Below are 17120 nucleotides of genomic sequence, written 5' to 3'. Positions count from 1 at the left end.
AAGCCGTGTTTTTTGCAGCTATTTAGACGCTTTAGCCGAAAAACCCTGTGATAGGGTGTCAGCCATCAAAAAGCATAGCGTTCCGCCTGCCCACCCGGTGCGGGCGGACACCAGAGAGAAACGTATGGCAATCCAGGGTATTCAAAGCGTCCTGCAGCAGATGCAGGCCACGGCACTTCAGGCCACCGGCCCGGCCGCGGCGTCGCCGTTGCAGCAGGCGGGCTTCGCCAGCGAGCTGAAAGCCGCCGTGGGCAAAATCAGTGACATCCAGAACAGCGCCCGCATCCAGTCGGAGAAGTTCGAGCTGGGCGTGCCCGGCGTCGGCCTCAATGACGTAATGGTGGATCTGCAAAAGGCCTCTGTGTCGCTGCAACTTGGCGTACAGGTACGTAACAAACTGGTCTCCGCCTACCAGGAAGTGATGAACATGCAGATGTAACGGCGCGCGGCCGCGCAGGCCGCCGCACCGTCCCCCTCCTTTTTCCAGGCTTATCTTCCTGAATGGCCTGAATTTTCATCAATATTGTCAATCTGGGTACGGTTACCGGCCCGGCTGCCGATAATGTGTTCAGTTCAATGTTGAGAGAAGGTGAGGGTATGCATACCGAGGCAGGTAACAGAGACGCGATGATCCGGGATGATGTCGACGCAGGGTATTCAGACGGCGGGGCCGGCGCGGTGGAACGCGCAGGGGCGCGCTGCCGCCAGGGATGCACTGACCCGGAGAGACAATGATGCACTACTTTCTGGCCGCACTCGGCGCGCTGATCACCGGCAGCGCCATGGTTTCTGAAAATGGCATCGCATTAATTTGCGGCACAATCTGGCTGAGCACGGCCTGTGTCTGCATGGCAATTCAAAAGTTAGGAGAGAAAGATGGCCGCTGAAATCATCCCGTTTAAAAAGCCCCTGCACCCGCTGACCCAGGCCCAGCAACACCTCTGTGAAGCGCTGAAACTGGTCCGCGACGGCGGCCACCAGCCGATGGCGGTGGACCTGCTGCTGAGCCGGGCGCACGAGCTGATGTACGACTACGTGGAGGTGGCCGGCAGGCGCTGACCGCATCGCGGCGGCATGCGGCGGCATGTGCATTCAGGTTGAACTGCCGGAAAAAAATGCTGTCTGTTACACTCCCGGCGCCCGGGCCTATGCAATAATGCACGGCGTTCAGCATGGAGCGACGGGTAATACTGACAGAGTGAGGAGTAGCGGAGTGGCAAAAATGCGTGTTAAACAGGGAGTAAGCTGGTGGTTTTTCCCCTACCTCCGGCTGGTGTGCTGGGTCTATGCCCTGCGTGGGCGGGAACTGAGTGACCAGCAACTGGAGCAGCGGGTAATGCGCCACCTGCACCCCCAGGCACGCGCGCGGCGTAAAAATAACGTGGTACTCAATAAGCTGCGTGAAAAAGGCTGACGGGCCACGGCGGGCTGAATCTGCAGACCTCTTCTATACTTAACGGACAACTACGTGAGTCAATGGAGAGCACCATGTCTGAACATCCCGATCATAACGCGCCATTCCCCAACAAACACCACGGCTTGCCGGAAGACGCGCCCAGTTCGCCCAATCCCTATGAAGAGGATGATCTGGTGAACAAAGAGGGCGAGATCCCGAGAAAGCGTGACGACAGCACCGATGATGAAGAAGATCCTTATGAATCAGACTCTAAATAGCGTCGGGTTCTGCTGTATAAAAGCCGCCTGCGGGCGGTTTTTTTGTGGCCGCCGCACCCGCAGGCGGAGTGGTTAGCCCGGCTGAAGAATAGTTCACCAGGATGTGATGTACACCCGATCGGCCGCCGGCAGGTTGCCTATACTTCCTATGCCCATGTCGGGCCTGGAGGTAGTTATGTCCGAACGTCCTGATGAAATTGATCCCCTGCCGGATGATGATATGGTTCCTGAAACGCCTGATGAAATTCCCTATGAGGATGATCCTTTAGGCGATGATGAGGATGTGCCTGAAACCCCGGAAGACGTCTAGCCCTTCTCTGTATAAAACCGCCTGCGGGCGGTTTTTTGCTGCCCGGTTCCGGCCGGGCTTTTTCATCTGCCGGCCGCAATGCGTCTGCTATCTTTAAGGGTAACGCCACAAGGAGAACCATGATGTCATTAGAGATTGAGAAAAAAAGCGAGGCACCGGGCGACTACCGGTATGCCGCCACCTGCCGGGAAACGGGCTATGCGTTTGAGGTCACCGGCAAGGGTGCCACGGCCACGGAAGCAGACGCCGACCTGAGGAAGAATATCCGCGAGATGGCCCAGCGGCTGGATGAACTGATGCAGATGAGCAAAGTCTCAGCCTGACGGCCGCAACAGGCAGAGGGATAACGGGCGGCCGTGATGGCCGCCCGTTCTGATTCAGGCGTAGGTCTCCTCCGGGGCTTTCAGGATCATCGCCTCCAGCGCATGGCGGTAGACATCCAGCTTGACCACGTCATGCTCGGTTTCCAGCTTCTCAATCAGGCTGGCAATGATCGCCTTATTCGTCACAAACTCATGGCTTTTCAATAATTCCGCCACAATCATGTTGATGACCTCAGACTCCGCCGCTGTCATGGCCGGCGGGGCGTTAAAGTATTGGGCAATTTCATTTTCCGCAGAGATAGGTTGTTTATTCATTTTTGTTCCCTTACATGGTGTTATGCATAGTGCGGTGCATGATGCTGTGCGCCTGCTGCCCGTTCCGTCATGCGGAACCGGGGGGCGGCGCATCATGGTGTGGTGTAAACGGGTGCCAAAATAAAAAAAGACCTCTGAAAGTGAAAACCCCACCGTCAGAGGCAAAACATGCATCCGTAATCGTTATGACAGGCAAGCGTTCCCTGCTCCCCGATAAACTTATACAACGCTGGAGATTTTGCGTAACTTTGGGCTGAGTTTTTTGTGTGGTATGAGGTGTATTTCAAAGGCAGCTTTTCGGGCGGCGGCCCGGGCGGCTTTCCGGAGGCAAAAAACGGGGCGGGAAAAGGGGGGTAAGAACCGGGAGGAACCCTTTCCGGCACCGCCCTGAACGCGGGGCCGGAAAGGGGGAGATCGTGTGGCGACCACTACGCCCGGCCCCTGGCAGAAAGGCAGGCGGCTGTCATGGATCGATGCGCGGCTGGTCAATCAGTTCATAGAGGCAGGCGCGCAATTTAATCAGATCGTCCGGGTTGGTGCCGGAATCTTCAGACGCGAGATCCAGCGCTTTATTGACCTGTTTTGAGATCGTCGCCCGGGTCTGCGCATCCAGCGCGTTCATCAGTGCGGTAACCGCAATCTGCAATGCCTCTACCTGAATCAGCGTCTCTTTTGAGGCCACATCATTTTCCGCCAGTTTAACAAGCAGTTCCGCTATTAACGCTTTCATAATGTCTCCACACAATAAGGGATCGTTAGCGCGCTCATAGTAATGCGGGAATTCCTAAAGGCGATAGTGAAATTTTAATCAATTGATGTGTTTATCCTCACAAATCGCAAAAGGCTGCCAAAGCACAGGGAAGTAGCCAAAAATGCGGTCCACTTGCTGACAGGATGATTTGCACTATTCTTGAAATGTTCTTAACAAAAAGGAGTGAGTTATGAAAAAAGTCATTGTGGCTTCTGCGGTTATTCTTTCTGCTCTGCTGTCCGGCTGTGCCAGCAGCAATTACGCCATCCACACCATTGATGGCCGCACCATCGTCAGCGACGGTAAACCCAAAACCGATACGTCAACCGGCATGATCAGCTATAAGGATGCCTGGGGCAACAAACAGCAAATTAACCAGAATACCGTGAAGCAGATGCAGGAAATTAAAAACTGACATCGACTGCCTCCATAAAAACCCTGTGCAAACAGGGTTTTTCAGTGGAGCAGAAAGTCAACCCCGCTGATGCGGGGTTTTTTATTGCCTGCCGGTTTATAACAGCGCCCGGATATAGGGCAGGGTACGTAAATAGCGCACGGCCAGATAAGTGACGGCAAACATCACCCCGGAGAACAGCAGGGAGGCGAAGGGCCAGATTAATTTCTCGTTGACGTTAATCAGCCGCGCGATCGCCATATAGACCACCATATGCGCCAGGTAGATGCCGAATGAGCACCCGGCGACTGACGTCAGCCCGCGTTTTACCCGGTCACTGAAGGTAAGGCGCATATTCAGCATCAGGTAGAAAAGTGCGGCAGAGGCCACCACCGTCGGCGGGTAGGTGTAGGCGTAATAGGTTTCGCGCGCGGCATGGGCCGCCAGTGACATGGAGCGGGTGCCGGTAAACATCACGATGACCGCCAGCATAAACAGGCCCGCGGCCAGCCAGCCCCGCGACGGCGTAAAGCGGATATCTTTAATCAACAGCGGCAGGAACAGGAATATCACGAAGGCATTAAAATTATTCAGCGCCATATTGCCGACAAAACTGATATTGATGTTGTAGGCCGCACTGAGAAACGGAAAGGTGCAGGAGAACAAAAACGTTAACAGGGCATAGAACAGGCAGAAGGCGCGGCCGCCTTTATAGTAGATCAGGGAGATCAGCGGCATTAGCAGGTAGAGGCCGATCAACGCATATAAAAACCACAGCGGCACCAACGCATAATGGTTAATGACCACATCCACCAGCCAGTGCCGGCTAAAAATATCCTCTCCGTTAAGCAGCCCGTAAATAATGCTCCAGGCCAGCAGCGGCAGGGCAATCCTTGCCAGGCGGCGGCGAACAAAGGTGCCGATATCCATATTCTCTTTGATCAACAGAAAGGCGGAAATCATAAAAAACAGCGGCACACAAAAGCGGGAGAGCGAATAACAGAGGTTAGTGATATTCCAGGCGACGCTGTCAACCGGGGCCATGTAAAAGGTATTCATTGAGCCATGAATCAGGACCACCGCACCAATGGCGACAGCGCGCATCACATTAAGGTTAAAGTTTCTCTCCATACGTCCTTGCATGACCTGATGATAAGGGTGATTAACATCATCTTTACAATATGGAAATATTATTATCAACAAATTTACGTTAGGGCGACGTGAAAAGCTGATCGCTGTTAACAGCCGGCCATTCCCATGCTGTATCTGACGGCAGTAAATCATAACAAGGCGGGATGAGGCCTGCCGCCCTGAGTGAATAAGCGAAGGCGATCCTCCCCAGACCGCCTGCTGCCTTATTCCGGCAGGTGCCCCGGCGGGCGCATAAAGAACAGCGGCCGGTGCAGCCGTTTGCGCAGCCAGAGGCAGACCATCACCAGCAGGGTCGAGAGCGAGATCAGCGCCGGGACGATCACAATCAGCGTCTGGTAGCTGAGCGTCACCGTATGTTCACCCGGCAACAGGCGCACGCCCATAAAGCCGTCGTCCAGCGGCACCGGGGCGACGCTCTGGCCGTCCACGATCAGGGTGTACCCGGCGTACATCACATAGGGCAGGGTGTAGAGCGCCGGGGCCGGGGCGGAGACATGGAACGTCGGGTAGCCGTTGAGGTAGCCGCCCGGCGTCTGCAGCAGGTGGTCGCGCGCCGTCGGCGGCAACGTCTGCGCGGCCAGCAGGTCATAGGTATTGCCCTGCATGGCGCGGGTATTGAGGTAATCCGCATAGAGGCGCGTGGTCTGGAATTCAGGCAGCGGCTGGTCAAGGGCACTTTTTACCGGCAACCCGGCGGCAGCCAGCAGGGCGGCCAGCATCAGCGCTGCCGCCCCGCGCCGGTGGGCCAGCAGCCACTGCAACGGCACCACCGCATAGAGCGCCAGCAGCGCACAGGCGCACATCAGCAGCCGCCAGGAGAACTGCATGATGTTGATAAGCGGGGTATGGGCGGGCAGCCAGTTCCAGTTCACCAGGTTGGTGGTCAGCAGCACCATCACCAGCCCACACAGCAGCAGGGTTTTGCCGCGGCGGGCCACCGGCATCAGCAGCGCCGCCAGGCTAAGCAGCAGCAGCGGCAGGCCGGGGGCGGAGTAGGTGCCGTGCTGGGTCAGCCCGTAGTGGCTGGGCACGCCGAGCAGCGTCTGCAGCAGGTCGCTTTTGTAGCGGTCCATATGCCGGTAGCTGAACAGCATCCCCTTAAAGGCGTACACCTCAGAATAGAGCATATGGTAGAGCAGCGGCCCCCAGTAGAGGCAGGTCAGCGCCAGGATCAGCAGCACCGAGCGCGCCAGGAACAGCAGGTTCCGGCGGGTGAACAGCGCCCGGGCATTCAGCGCGGCGAACAGCAGGAAAAAGATCAGACTGACAATCACGCTGGGAATGTTGGAGAGCAGGATCAGGGAGGCAGCAAGCGGGATCAGCCGGCTGTCACGCCGGTCACTGATAAGCGAGCTGCAGCCGCGCACAAACAGCGGCATCACCGCCATTGCCAGGCACTCGCCCACGGCGAAGCGCACATAGAGATTATTGAGGAAATAGGCGGAAGTGATGAACAGCAGCCCGCACAGCAGGCCTGCGCGGAGGCTGTTGTGCTCGCGTTTCCCGGCGTAGCAGGCGCTGCCGAAGCCAATTGCCAGGATAAAGGCGAACACCAGTTTCATCTGTAAGATGTCGGAGGCGAGGCCGAAAGTCAGCCCGCGCGCCAGCAAAAACAGCAGTGAACTCAGCGGCGGGTAGAACATCTGCCAGGAGTAGCCGTACTGGTTGGGGTTCCAGTAGTCGAACAGCGGGGGGAACTGGCCGTGGGCCAGCGCCTGGTTCAGTGAGGTCATGCGCAGCAGGTGCGCTTCCCAGTCATGCCCGTACCAGATCCCCGCGCTGAACAGCGGCAGCAGCACAATGATTGCCATCACCGCCAGTGCGGTGCGGCGCAGACCCTTTTCTGTACCCATGATGTTGCCCTTTCTCACGCCGGATGCCGCTGCCTGCGGTGCCTGCCCGCTGCGCTGTGTCAGGCCGGGCGGATAAACGATAAGGGCTTTTGCTGTCCTGCGCTATGGGGGCAGGGGCACATATTCTTATTTTGTGCAGTGCATTCCATCCCCGGCGTGATCAGCCGGTCAGGCCGCAGGCGGGAAAGGTGATCTGCCGCTGGTGGCCGCGGATGGCGGTGGGCAGAAAGCCGAAGCGTTTGCGGAAACGTTCGGCAAAGCGCGAACCGCTCTCGTAGCCCACACTCTGCGCAATCACGGCAATGGCGGCGTCGGTGTTTTGCAACAGGTGCAGGGCGTGGGTCATGCGGGTATCGGCGATGATATTGCGCAACACTTCCGCTTCTGCCGCCAGCCGGCGGCGCAGCATCACCTCATTCATCTCCAGCCGCTCTGCCACCGTGGCGGCCGGCCAGGCGTGGGCGATGTCGGTGAGCAGCAGTTCGCGCACCTGCTGGCTGAGCGTCTCCGGGGGTTTGGTGTGCAGGCGCACGCCGTGCTGCGCCAGCCAGAGGATCTGCTCCTGCATGCGGTGGCGGGCGATGGCAGCCGGCAGCGGCGGTGCCTCGGTCAGCGCATCGAAGAAGGTGTCAAACGCCCGGGTAAACTGGCCGGCCGGATCGGGGATCACTGCCGCCGCGTCCACCAGGGGCAGCAGCGGGGTGTGCGCCCGGCCGAAATCCGCCAGCAGCGCCGGGTCACAGGCGATCGCCTTGCTGGCATAGACCCCTTTCTCATCGAGGCCGTTGTAGACGTCCATCGTCTGGCCGCCGTTCAGCGCCAGCATCTCCCCCTCCCGGACCAGCAACTCACGCCCCTGGAGGCGCAACACGTTATAGCCCTGCGTGACATAGATCACACAGGGGCGGCTGACGTAAATGCCCGGCACACACAGGGCGCTGTGCTGAATAAGATGCCCGGCCATACCGACGCCGGGGTAAGAGTGAATTGTCCGTTCCATAAATGTTCAGAGTGGGGCTGTGGGCGGCCGCATCCGGCACAGGGGGCCGGCAAGCGTTGCCGGCACGCGGGAAAACGTCCGCCTGCCGGGGCAGGTCGGGCAGTTTACTGCGGGTCACCCTGGAGCATGGTGCGTCGCCCGTCAAATTTGCCGTAGGCGTGGTGCAGATCTTTTTTGCGGCCGGTGTTGCCGATAAGCTCGGCCAGTTTATCCATGCGGGCGTTGAGCAGCTGTTTGACCTGGCCCTCGTTGTCGAGAATGCGCGCCAGCATGCTGCGGATCGTCTCCTGCACCTGATCAGGCACGCCGTCATTCACGGGCAGGGCGGCGGTGTATTCAACCGCCTTGGCGTAACTGATCTCCAGCTCAACGAGTTCCTGCCACTGCTCCTGGCGGGCCAGGACGAGCATCTGCCCGCTGAGGGTCAGAATCTGTTGGTATGCGGTAATAAGGTGCGGGTGACGATCCATCATTTCACGTCCTGAGAGGGTTGATAGTGGGGGCCAATCTGGCGCCAGGCATCGGCGATGTTATCCAACAGCGCGGAAACCTCTTCGAGAGCCTGCAGGTCATTATTCAGGTTCGCCTGTAACAGGCGGCGGCTCATGTATTCATAGAGGTTGTCCAGATTATCAACCAGCTCGCCGTTCTGCTCACGGTCAAGCCCGGCGCGCAGGCCGCTGTCAATAATGTTGATCGCCTTGGAGATCGCATTGCCTTTGTTGGCGATGTCCCCCTGCTCCATGAAAATCTTTGCCCTGACCAGGGCGCTTTGCGCCCCGTCAAACAGCATGACCACTAACTGGTGCGGGCTGGCACTCATGACGCCGCTTTCCAGGCTGACCTGCTGGTAAGTGTGCGCTCCCGAACGAGGATACATAGATCGTCCTTATGAACTTGACGTGCTGAACTGCTGCGTCAGGTAACTGGCTGTGTTGTTAAGTTTGGAAATAAGGGTATCCAGTTGGGTGAACTGGGCCTTATAGCGCGCCATGGTGGCATCAATGCTGTCACTCATGTCGTCATAACGCTGGCTCAGGGTCTTCAGCGTGCTGTTGATGCCGTCGGTGGCGTTCTTGATCACGCCCTCTTTGCCGGTGGCTGTGCTCAGCATGTCCGTCAGGGTATTGTTCATCACCGTGGCGAAACCGGTGGTTTTGCCGTCGCCGATGAAGTAATCGGTCACGCCCTGCGGGTTGTTGGCCAGCGCGGCGGTGAGTTTGGTGTCATCGACCAGCAGGTTGCCGGTGGAGCCGTCAGAGCCGATGGACGGGTCCTGGGTAATGCCGAGCTGCGCCATGATCGCCAGGCTGCCGCTCTGGACGGTAGTCAGCTGGCTGCGCAACTGGGACTGGATGCTGCGCACGTTGCTGTCGCCGAGCAGGGCACCGTTGCTGGTGGACTGGTCTTCACCGGTCTCTACTTTGGTGTATTTGGTGACGGTGGCGATGGTGCTCTGCAGCGAGTTATAGGCTTTCACCCAGGCGTTGATGGCGGCTTTGGTGTCGTCCGTCGCACGGGTGACCTCCAGCTGTTCAGAGGCACCGGAAACACTGGCGGCTTTCAGCTGCAACGTCACGCCTGTCGGCGCATCGGTAATGGTATTGCTGCTGCGCTCAATCGCCACGCCGTTGACCGTCAGCTTGGCGTTCTGCGACTGCACCTGCTGGGTCATGCCGTTGCTGCTGCCGCCTGCGGTATAGCCGATCACCGCCTGCAGGGCATCATCACCGCTGACGCTGACCGTCATGTCGTAGTCAGTGCCGGTGGATTTGGAGCTGAGCATCAGGCGGTAGTCGCCGTCGTTCGCTTTGATGATGCTGGCGGAGACGTCGCCGCCGCTTTTGTTAATCGCGTTGGCGATGCCGGTCAGGCTGGTGTCCGCGTCAGCGAGGCTGATGCTCAGCGGTGTGTCGTTGCCCGCCTGGGTGATGGTCAGGGTACGGGTGGCACCGCTGGTGCCGAGCTGCGCGGTGTTGCTGCTCACCGAGCCGGAGAGCAGGGACTGCGCCTTGGCGATCTGCGTCACCGAGACCGAATAGCTGCCGGTGTTGGCGGTGCTGTCGGTGGTGGCGGTAAACGCGGTATTGGTGCTGCTGACGGTGGTGCTGTTAAAGGCGGTGGTTTTGGTCAACGCCGCGGTGGCTGTCTGCAGGCTGGTCATCGAACTTTGCAGCTTGCCGTAGGCACTGAGCTGGCTGTTGTAGCTGCTCTGCTGGGTAGTGATGGTGGTCAGCTTCGATTGCTCAGCGGTTTCAAGGGACGTATATAAGGTGCTGAGGTCGAGGCCCGATCCTACCCCCAGGTTACTGATCGTCGTAGACGACATAGTGATTCCTTAATGTTGAGTATGTACCTGAAAGCAGGTATCGGCCCGGATGCATAAAAGTTTACGGAAAGGCAAAAAAAATAATGCGTGGAATAGGGCGGGAGAATAGGGGGTATTGTGACGATAGTCTCAGCCTGCGCAGGTGCGGCACGCTGCGCCGCTGCATGGGCTGGGATAATGTGGCGTTATAACGGAAGCAGGGAAAAGAAGGAAGCGGATAATGCGGGGGCAGGGAGAAACATAAGAAAAGAGAGAGAGAGGCGTAAAGAGAGAAGAAAAGGAAAACCAAAGCGAAGAAATCAGGGAAGGGAAATAAAGAAGCCGGCTGATTTTCAGCCATTACCCCGCTGTTTTACTCCGCCAGAAAGAGAGTTTAAAATTACTTTCCCTTTAATATCAAAATCTTACTCTATTTTTTAAATTTCTTTTAAAGTTCCCCCATAACGCGCCGATAAATTTTAGGACGGTGAGAGACGCCGTGAGCAACACGCTCAAACCTAAACCTAATTTGCGATTAAGGAATACCACTATGTCAGTTATCAATACTAACCTGATGTCCCTGACTACTCAGAACAACCTGAACAAATCTCAGGCCGCTCTGGGCACCGCTATCGAGCGTCTGTCATCTGGTCTGCGTATCAACAGTGCAAAAGACGATGCAGCAGGTCAAGCAATCTCCAACCGCTTCACCTCTAACATCAAAGGCCTGACCCAGGCTGCCCGTAACGCCAACGACGGCATCTCCATGGCGCAGACCGCTGAAGGCGCGCTGAACGAGATCAACACCAACTTGCAGCGTGTTCGTGAACTGACCGTACAGGCAGCGAACGGCACCAACAGCGACAGCGACCTGGCTTCCCTGCAGGATGAAGTGACTGCACGTCTGTCTGAAATCAACCGCGTTGCCAGCCAGACCTCTTTCAACGGCACCAACCTGCTGGACGGCACCGCCGGTACTGCTGGCGTGGTAAAAATCCAGGTTGGCGCTGACGACGGCCAGACCATCGACCTGGACCTGAGCGGTGCAAAAGCTGACACCACTACCCTGGGCGTAGCGTCCATCGACCTGAAAAACCTGGGCGGCACCGAGCTGGCTACCATCGACACCGCGATCAGCACCGTCGACAAAGCACGTAGCGGCCTGGGTGCGGTTCAGAACCGTTTCGAGTCCACTGTTAACAACATCAACAACACCGTGACCAACCTGAGCGCCGCTCAGTCCCGTATTCAGGATGCTGACTACGCGACCGAAGTGTCCAACATGAGCCGCGCACAGATCCTGCAGCAGGCTGGTACGTCTGTTCTGTCCCAGGCGAACCAGGTTCCTCAGGGCGTTCTGTCCCTGCTGCGTTAATCCCGCATCCTGGTCAGTCCCGAACCCCGCTCCGGCGGGGTTTATTTTAGCCAGTGGTAATACTTAAGTTAAATTTTTCGTTGGTTCAGGTTGTTTGGCAGTACAACGGCGTGAATGTCGTGTAAAGTATCGGCCGCGATTCGGATTTATCTTAGGGAAAAAAAGAAAAAGCCTGGCCGACATAAAACAAATAGCCACCCTTTTTACGGTTTGTTCTGCCGATTACTTCGCCTGGGTCCGGGGATAATAGCGTTAACCCCATCCCATGCCAGGTTTTGACAGTGAGCGATTTGTATAACGCCGAAGGCGTCATCGACAAGAATACTCTGTGGCAGCGTTATGTTCCGCTTGTCCGCCATGAAGCCCTGCGCCTCCAGGTGCGGCTGCCCGCCAGCGTTGAGCTGGATGACCTGCTCCAGGCAGGGGGCATTGGGCTGCTGAATGCGGTTGACCGCTACGATGCGCTACAGGGAACGGCTTTTACCACCTACGCGGTGCAACGCATCCGTGGGGCCATGTTGGATGAACTGCGCAGCCGCGACTGGGCACCCCGCAGCGTGCGCCGCAATGCGCGCGAAGTGTCGGTGGCCATGCAGCAGGCTGAACAGCTGCTCGGCCGCCCGCCCACGGAGAGTGAAGTGGCGCAGACGCTGGCCATCCCGCTGGAGGAGTACCGTCAGATCCTGATGGACACCAACAATAGCCAGCTGTTTTCGTATGACGAGTGGCGTGAAGAGCACGGCGACAGTGCGGAGACACTGACAGAAGGCCACGAAGAGAGCAACCCATTGCACCATCTGCTGGAGGGCAGCCTCCGCCAACGGGTGATGGATGCGATCGAGGCACTGCCCGAACGCGAAAAAATGGTGTTAACACTGTATTACCAGGAAGAGCTGAACCTGAAGGAGATCGGGGCCGTGCTTGAGGTGGGGGAATCCCGCGTCAGCCAGCTGCACAGTCAGGCTATCAAGCGCTTGCGAGCCAGACTTAATGCCGATCACTAATAGCGTGCCTGCCCGGCAGGCACCCTCTTCAGAGTTCCGCCCCTTAATAAAAAATCACATTAGCGGAATTTTTATATGCCAGGCACATCTGTAAAAAAACGGCCGCTGAGCCGCTATCTTAAAGATTACAAACACAGCCAGACTCACTGTTCCCAATGCACCAAGCAGCTTGACCGCATGGCGCTGGTGTTCCGTGGGCAAATTATTAATAAAGAGGCCATTGCGGGCATGGATCAGCTGATCGACGATCAGGTCTGGCTGAAGCTGCAAAATGAGCTGATGGCGCTGTGCCGTTTTTGCAGTGAGATCTCCTGCAACAGCAACCCTGAGTATTTTGACATCAAAGCGTTCAAGCAATACCTGTTTGAGCAGACCGAGATGAGCCACAGCACGGTGCGTGAGTACGTGGTGCGCCTGCGCCGCCTGGATGAGATGCTGAGCGCCTGCAACTACCCGCGTGACCGCATCAAAGGCAACAGCATCCACCAGCGGATCATTGAGGATCTGCCGGACGCGGGCCATAACAACTACCGCATCGCCCTGCGGAAATATGACCAGTACCTGGCCTGGCAAAGCCAGCCGCGCTGAGCAGGCCGATGCCCACCGATAACCGGATGCGCCCCCGTCACCTTGTGACCGGGGCGCATTTTTGTTTTTATGCGCCTTAATTTCCCCTGCCGCACGCGATCCTGGCGTGCAATTGATGAATCTCCCATAAACATCTGCTAGATCTATAGGTTGAATCTCTGCGCCTTCCTGAGGGGAATTAGGTGAGCCAACAACCGAATACACCATCTTACCGTTACCTGACCGAGCAGCTGGCCGCGGTGCCGCGCCTCGATCTGGTCGGTTCCGCCACGCCGCTGGAGCGGCTCGACCGTCTCTCCGACTATCTCGGCCATGAGATTTACATGAAAAGGGATGACCTCACGCCGCTGGCGCTGGGCGGCAACAAGCTGCGCAAGCTGGAGTTCCTGGCGGCGGAGGCGTTGCGCCAGGGGGCGGACACCCTGGTCACCGCCGGGGCGATCCAGTCCAACCATGTGCGCCAGACGGCGGCGGTGGCCGCCCGGCTCGGGCTGCACTGTGTGGCGCTGCTGGAAAGCCCGTTCGGCGCGGCCGCCGCCGCTGACCATTACCACCCCGGCGACAACTACCAGCACAACGGCAACCGCCTGCTGCTCGATCTGTTCAATACCGAAGTGGTGATGTGCGACGCGCTGCACGACCCGCAGGCCCAGCTGCGCGAGCAGGCGGAGAGGCTTGAGGCGCAGGGCTTCCGGCCCTATGTGATCCCGGTGGGCGGCTCCAATGGCCTGGGGGCGCTGGGGTATATCCAGTGCGCGCTGGAGATTGCCCAGCAGGCGCAGCAGGTGGCGTTCAGCAGCGTAGTGGTGGCCTCCGGCAGCGCCGGCACCCATGCCGGGCTGGCCGTGGGTTTGCAGCAACTGCTGCCGGAGAGCGCGCTGATCGGCGTAACGGTGTCGCGCAAGGCAGAGGAGCAGCAGCCGAAAGTGGCCGCGCTGCAACAGGAGGTCGCGGCGCTGCTGTCGCTGGGCGAGGCCCCCGCGCCGGTGACCCTCTGGGATGACTACTTCGGCCCGCGTTACGGCGTGCCGAGCGAAGAGGGGATGGACGCCATCAAACTGCTGGCGGCGCAGGAGGGCATTCTGCTTGACCCGGTCTACACCGGCAAAGCGATGGCCGGGTTGATCGACGGGCTGGAGCGCAAACGCTTTGCGCCGGGGCCGATCCTGTTCGTGCATACCGGCGGTGCCCCGGCGCTGTTTGCCTATCCGCCGCAAATGTGACAGGCTTGGCTATAACTTTTCAGTCTATCGATAGGATTATCTATTCCTGTTAACCGGTGTACTGAGTGATAACATTCTGACATCAAAAAAGTGAACAATAAGAAGGGGTATGTATGGGCGTTTCCGTATTTCGTCGTCATTTACTGATGGGCATGATGGCCGTTTCCCTGACCGGCGGGGTGGTCAGCAACACCTTCGCCGCCGACCAGCTTGACCAGGTCAAACAGCGCGGCACGCTGGTGGTGGGCCTGGAAGGCACCTATCCGCCGTTCAGCTTCCAGGGGGAAGACGGCAAACTCACCGGCTTTGAAGTGGAGTTTGCCGAGGCGCTGGCCCAGCACCTGGGCGTGAAAGCCAAACTGTCACCCACCAAGTGGGACGGGATGCTCGCCTCGCTGGATTCCAAACGCATCGACGTGGTAATCAACCAGGTGACGATCTCCGATGAGCGCAAGAAGAAGTATGACTTCTCCACCCCGTACACCGTGTCCGGTATTCAGGCGCTGACCAAAAAGGGTAACGAGGGCAGCATCACCAAGCCGGATGACCTCTCCGGCAAGAAAGTGGGCGTCGGCCTCGGCACCAACTACGAGCAGTGGGTGCGTGAGAACGTGAAAGGCGTGGACGTCCGCACCTATGACGACGACCCGACCAAATACCAGGATCTGCGCTTCGGCCGCGTGGATGCGATTCTGGTCGACCGCCTGGCGGCGCTGGATCTGGTGAAGAAAACCGGTGACGCGATGGCCGTGGCCGGCCCGGCCTTCTCCCACCAGGAGGCGGGTGTGGCGCTGCGCAAAGGCAACCCGCAGATGCTGGCCGCGGTAGACAAGGCGATTGCCGACATGCAGCAGGATGGCTCGCTGAAGAAAATCTCTGAAAAATGGTTCGGTGCTGACGTCACCAAATAACCCCTCGCGCCGGTGGGCATCCCCACCGGCCCATTTTCACCTCCGGCGCGGTGCGCCGACAGGGTTCGACAGATGCAAGAAAGTATTCAACTGGTGCTGGATTCAGCACCCTTTTTATTGAAGGGTACCCTGTTTACCCTTCAGCTCAGTATTGGCGGTATGGCCTTTGGCCTGTTCCTGGGGTTTGTGCTGGCGCTGATGCGCCTTTCGCGTTTCTGGCCGCTGGCCTGGCTCTCCCGGATTTATGTCTCCATTTTCCGCGGCACACCGCTGATCGCCCAGCTGTTTATGATCTATTACGGCCTGCCGCAGTTCGGCATTGAGCTGGACCCGATGCCCGCGGCGCTGATTGGCCTGTCGCTGAATACCGCGGCCTATACCTCAGAGACGCTGCGCGCGGCAATTTCATCGATTGAAAAAGGGCAGTGGGAGGCCGCGGCCAGTATCGGTATGACACCGTGGCAGACGCTGCGCCGGGTGATCCTGCCGCAGGCGGCGCGGACGGCGCTGCCGCCGCTGGGCAACAGTTTTATCAGCCTGGTGAAAGACACGTCGCTGGCGGCGACCATTCAGGTGCCGGAGCTGTTCCGCCAGGCGCAGCTGATCACCTCGCGCACGTTTGAGGTGTTTACCATGTATCTGGCCGCCTCGCTGGTGTACTGGGTACTGGCGACGGTGTTGTCGGCGTTGCAAAACCGCCTTGAAGCCCGTGTTAACCGACAGGATCAGGAGTAAGTATGAGTACCATTGACGTAAAAAACCTGACCAAAGCCTTTAAGGGCAATACGGTGCTGCACGGGATTGACCTGTCGGTGAATGCCGGCGAGGTGGTGGCGATTATCGGGCCGAGCGGTTCCGGTAAGACGACGCTGTTGCGCAGTATCAACCTGCTGGAGGTGCCGGACGGCGGCACCATCAGCGTGGGGAAGATCACCATTGACGGCAGCCAGCCGCTGAGCCGGCAGAAGCAGAAGGTGCGCGCGCTGCGCCAGCAGGTCGGCTTCGTGTTCCAGAACTTTAATCTGTTCCCGCACCGTTCGGTGCTGGAGAATATTATTGAGGGGCCGGTGTTTGTGAAGGGCGAGAAGCGCGCCGAGGCGGAGCAGCGCGCCCGCGAGCTGCTGGCGAAGGTAGGGCTGAGCGGTAAGGAGAACGCCTACCCGCGCCGCCTCTCCGGCGGCCAGCAGCAGCGTGTGGCGATCGCCCGCGCGCTGGCGATGCGCCCGGAGGTGATCCTGTTCGACGAACCGACCTCCGCCCTCGACCCGGAGCTGGTCGGCGAGGTGCTGAGCACCATCCGCGCGCTGGCGCAGGAGCACCGCACGATGGTGATCGTCACCCACGAGATGAGCTTCGCCCGCGACGTCGCCGACCGCGCCATCTTTATGGACAACGGCCGCATTGTCGAACAGGGCCCGGCCAAAGCGCTGTTCACCAACCCCCAGCACGCCCGTACCCGCCAGTTCCTGGACAAATTCCTGAACCAGGCCTGACCCCAAAAGGTGCGGTCACCCCGCACCTTTATTCTTCTTTGCGTTTTCTTCTCAAATTTTCTGCCTCCCTAATAACGTGCAGCCAGACAGGGCATAAACATCCTTGCTGAGCGAAGTCGCAGGGCAACATCGATCCATCGACCCATCATAAAAATGCCCCCACCATTTCCTTACATACCCGCAGGCTTGCAGAGGAGATGGAAGCGTAAAAATTATTGCCGAATAGAGCCGCAGGGCCGGGCGAGCACACAGGGCATACAAATATCCCCATCTATTCTTTCCTTACATACCTGATGATTTGCAGAAGTGGTAGGGGCGTAAAAATCATTGCCGAATGGAGCCGCAGGGCCGGGTGAGCGGACAGGACGTCCGCGAGAGGTACAGCCACGCTGGGAGCGTGTCTGTACCGGCCCGAAAAGCCCGGAGGCGCAATGAGGGTCACCCGC

24 protein-coding genes are annotated in these 17120 nt (G+C 58.4%); 16 read left to right on the top strand and 8 right to left on the bottom strand.

All coding sequences use genetic code 11. The annotated features are described in order from the left end of the window. Positions 1-124: 124 nt before the first annotated feature. From fliE to CYR32_RS16765, 7 genes are all read left to right on the top strand, one after another. On the top strand, positions 125-439 hold the full coding sequence (gene fliE / locus CYR32_RS16785) for a flagellar hook-basal body complex protein FliE (protein WP_101826301.1): 315 nt from the start codon (positions 125-127) through the stop codon (positions 437-439). A 292-nt stretch (positions 440-731) separates the two neighbouring features. Beyond that, positions 732-887: a hypothetical protein gene (locus tag CYR32_RS21715; RefSeq protein WP_165698265.1), complete on the top strand. Its 156-nt coding sequence runs from the start codon at positions 732-734 to the stop codon at positions 885-887. Further along, positions 877-1059, top strand: coding sequence for a hypothetical protein (locus CYR32_RS16780; RefSeq protein WP_101826300.1), 183 nt, complete (start codon positions 877-879; stop codon positions 1057-1059). Before CYR32_RS21715 ends, CYR32_RS16780 begins: the two co-directional genes overlap by 11 nt. A 154-nt stretch (positions 1060-1213) precedes the next feature. Continuing rightward, complete coding sequence (locus CYR32_RS16775; protein WP_146000718.1) at positions 1214-1414, top strand: hypothetical protein; 201 nt, start codon at positions 1214-1216, stop codon at positions 1412-1414. 74 nt (positions 1415-1488) lie between these two features. After that, on the top strand, positions 1489-1674 hold the full coding sequence (locus CYR32_RS16770) for a hypothetical protein (protein WP_101826298.1): 186 nt from the start codon (positions 1489-1491) through the stop codon (positions 1672-1674). Between the two features lie 175 nt (positions 1675-1849). Next, complete coding sequence (locus tag CYR32_RS21905; RefSeq protein WP_241523848.1) at positions 1850-1984, top strand: hypothetical protein; 135 nt, start codon at positions 1850-1852, stop codon at positions 1982-1984. Positions 1985-2103: 119 nt separating this feature from the next. Next, on the top strand, positions 2104-2307 hold the full coding sequence (locus tag CYR32_RS16765; protein WP_241523847.1) for a hypothetical protein: 204 nt from the start codon (positions 2104-2106) through the stop codon (positions 2305-2307). A 54-nt stretch (positions 2308-2361) separates the two neighbouring features. Here the strand turns inward: CYR32_RS16765 and CYR32_RS16760 are convergent, their stop codons facing one another. Together CYR32_RS16760 and CYR32_RS16755 are read right to left on the bottom strand one after the other, a co-directional pair. Next, positions 2362-2622, bottom strand: coding sequence for a biofilm/acid-resistance regulator YmgB/AriR (locus tag CYR32_RS16760; RefSeq protein ID WP_241523846.1), 261 nt, complete (start codon positions 2620-2622; stop codon positions 2362-2364). Positions 2623-3085: 463 nt separating this feature from the next. Continuing rightward, positions 3086-3352: a sigma-S stabilization anti-adapter protein IraP gene (locus CYR32_RS16755; protein ID WP_101826296.1), complete on the bottom strand. Its 267-nt coding sequence runs from the start codon at positions 3350-3352 to the stop codon at positions 3086-3088. Between the two features lie 211 nt (positions 3353-3563). On the opposite strand from CYR32_RS16755, the gene CYR32_RS16750 reads away from it, so the two are divergent. Beyond that, positions 3564-3788, top strand: coding sequence for a YgdI/YgdR family lipoprotein (locus tag CYR32_RS16750; protein ID WP_101826295.1), 225 nt, complete (start codon positions 3564-3566; stop codon positions 3786-3788). Between the two features lie 96 nt (positions 3789-3884). Here CYR32_RS16750 and CYR32_RS16745 read toward each other — a convergent pair whose 3' ends face one another. The 6 genes from CYR32_RS16745 to fliD form a co-directional block, all read right to left on the bottom strand. Continuing rightward, complete coding sequence (locus CYR32_RS16745; protein WP_165698264.1) at positions 3885-4898, bottom strand: acyltransferase; 1014 nt, start codon at positions 4896-4898, stop codon at positions 3885-3887. A gap of 224 nt (positions 4899-5122) precedes the next feature. Then, positions 5123-6772 carry a glycosyltransferase family protein gene (locus CYR32_RS16740; protein WP_101826293.1) on the bottom strand — a complete coding sequence of 550 codons (1650 nt, stop codon included), beginning with the start codon at positions 6770-6772 and terminating at the stop codon, positions 5123-5125. Positions 6773-6932: 160 nt separating this feature from the next. Beyond that, the gene (locus tag CYR32_RS16735; protein WP_146000717.1) at positions 6933-7772 is read right to left on the bottom strand and encodes a helix-turn-helix transcriptional regulator; all 840 of its coding nucleotides are present in this window, start codon (positions 7770-7772) and stop codon (positions 6933-6935) included. A gap of 104 nt (positions 7773-7876) precedes the next feature. Beyond that, positions 7877-8245, bottom strand: a complete 369-nt coding sequence (gene fliT, locus CYR32_RS16730) for a flagella biosynthesis regulatory protein FliT (protein WP_241523845.1) — start codon at positions 8243-8245, stop codon at positions 7877-7879. Further along, a complete protein-coding gene (fliS, locus tag CYR32_RS16725) occupies positions 8242-8652 on the bottom strand; it encodes a flagellar export chaperone FliS (RefSeq protein WP_101826291.1) in 411 nt (136 codons plus the stop codon). Before fliS ends, fliT begins: the two co-directional genes overlap by 4 nt. A gap of 9 nt (positions 8653-8661) precedes the next feature. After that, positions 8662-10101, bottom strand: a complete 1440-nt coding sequence (gene fliD, locus CYR32_RS16720) for a flagellar filament capping protein FliD (RefSeq protein ID WP_101826290.1) — start codon at positions 10099-10101, stop codon at positions 8662-8664. 117 nt (positions 10102-10218) lie between these two features. On the opposite strand from fliD, the gene CYR32_RS21480 reads away from it, so the two are divergent. The 8 genes from CYR32_RS21480 to tcyN all read left to right on the top strand — a co-directional run bounded on the left by CYR32_RS21480 (position 10219) and on the right by tcyN (position 16674). Further along, the gene (locus tag CYR32_RS21480) at positions 10219-10521 is read left to right on the top strand and encodes a hypothetical protein (RefSeq protein ID WP_146000716.1); all 303 of its coding nucleotides are present in this window, start codon (positions 10219-10221) and stop codon (positions 10519-10521) included. 109 nt (positions 10522-10630) lie between these two features. Beyond that, positions 10631-11455: a flagellin N-terminal helical domain-containing protein gene (locus CYR32_RS16715; protein ID WP_101826289.1), complete on the top strand. Its 825-nt coding sequence runs from the start codon at positions 10631-10633 to the stop codon at positions 11453-11455. Between the two features lie 281 nt (positions 11456-11736). Next, complete coding sequence (locus CYR32_RS16710) at positions 11737-12459, top strand: RNA polymerase sigma factor FliA (protein WP_072928539.1); 723 nt, start codon at positions 11737-11739, stop codon at positions 12457-12459. A gap of 75 nt (positions 12460-12534) precedes the next feature. Beyond that, on the top strand, positions 12535-13047 hold the full coding sequence (gene fliZ / locus CYR32_RS16705; protein WP_072928540.1) for a flagella biosynthesis regulatory protein FliZ: 513 nt from the start codon (positions 12535-12537) through the stop codon (positions 13045-13047). Positions 13048-13265: 218 nt separating this feature from the next. Then, the gene (locus CYR32_RS16700; RefSeq protein WP_241523850.1) at positions 13266-14270 is read left to right on the top strand and encodes a D-cysteine desulfhydrase; all 1005 of its coding nucleotides are present in this window, start codon (positions 13266-13268) and stop codon (positions 14268-14270) included. Positions 14271-14383: 113 nt separating this feature from the next. Then, on the top strand, positions 14384-15181 hold the full coding sequence (gene tcyJ / locus CYR32_RS16695; protein WP_101826288.1) for a cystine ABC transporter substrate-binding protein: 798 nt from the start codon (positions 14384-14386) through the stop codon (positions 15179-15181). A gap of 72 nt (positions 15182-15253) precedes the next feature. Further along, positions 15254-15916 (top strand): cystine ABC transporter permease, encoded by a 663-nt coding sequence (gene tcyL / locus CYR32_RS16690; RefSeq protein WP_101826287.1) that lies wholly within the window; start codon positions 15254-15256, stop codon positions 15914-15916. Between the two features lie 2 nt (positions 15917-15918). Next, complete coding sequence (gene tcyN, locus CYR32_RS16685; protein ID WP_101826286.1) at positions 15919-16674, top strand: L-cystine ABC transporter ATP-binding protein TcyN; 756 nt, start codon at positions 15919-15921, stop codon at positions 16672-16674. The last annotated feature ends 446 nt before the right edge of the window (positions 16675-17120 follow it).

Source organism: Chimaeribacter coloradensis, from assembly GCF_002858715.1.
In the GTDB taxonomy this organism is placed as follows: domain Bacteria; phylum Pseudomonadota; class Gammaproteobacteria; order Enterobacterales; family Enterobacteriaceae; genus Chimaeribacter; species Chimaeribacter coloradensis.
The sequence above is the reverse complement of the archived record's forward strand: the minus strand, read 5'-3'. Positions and strand labels throughout refer to the sequence as shown.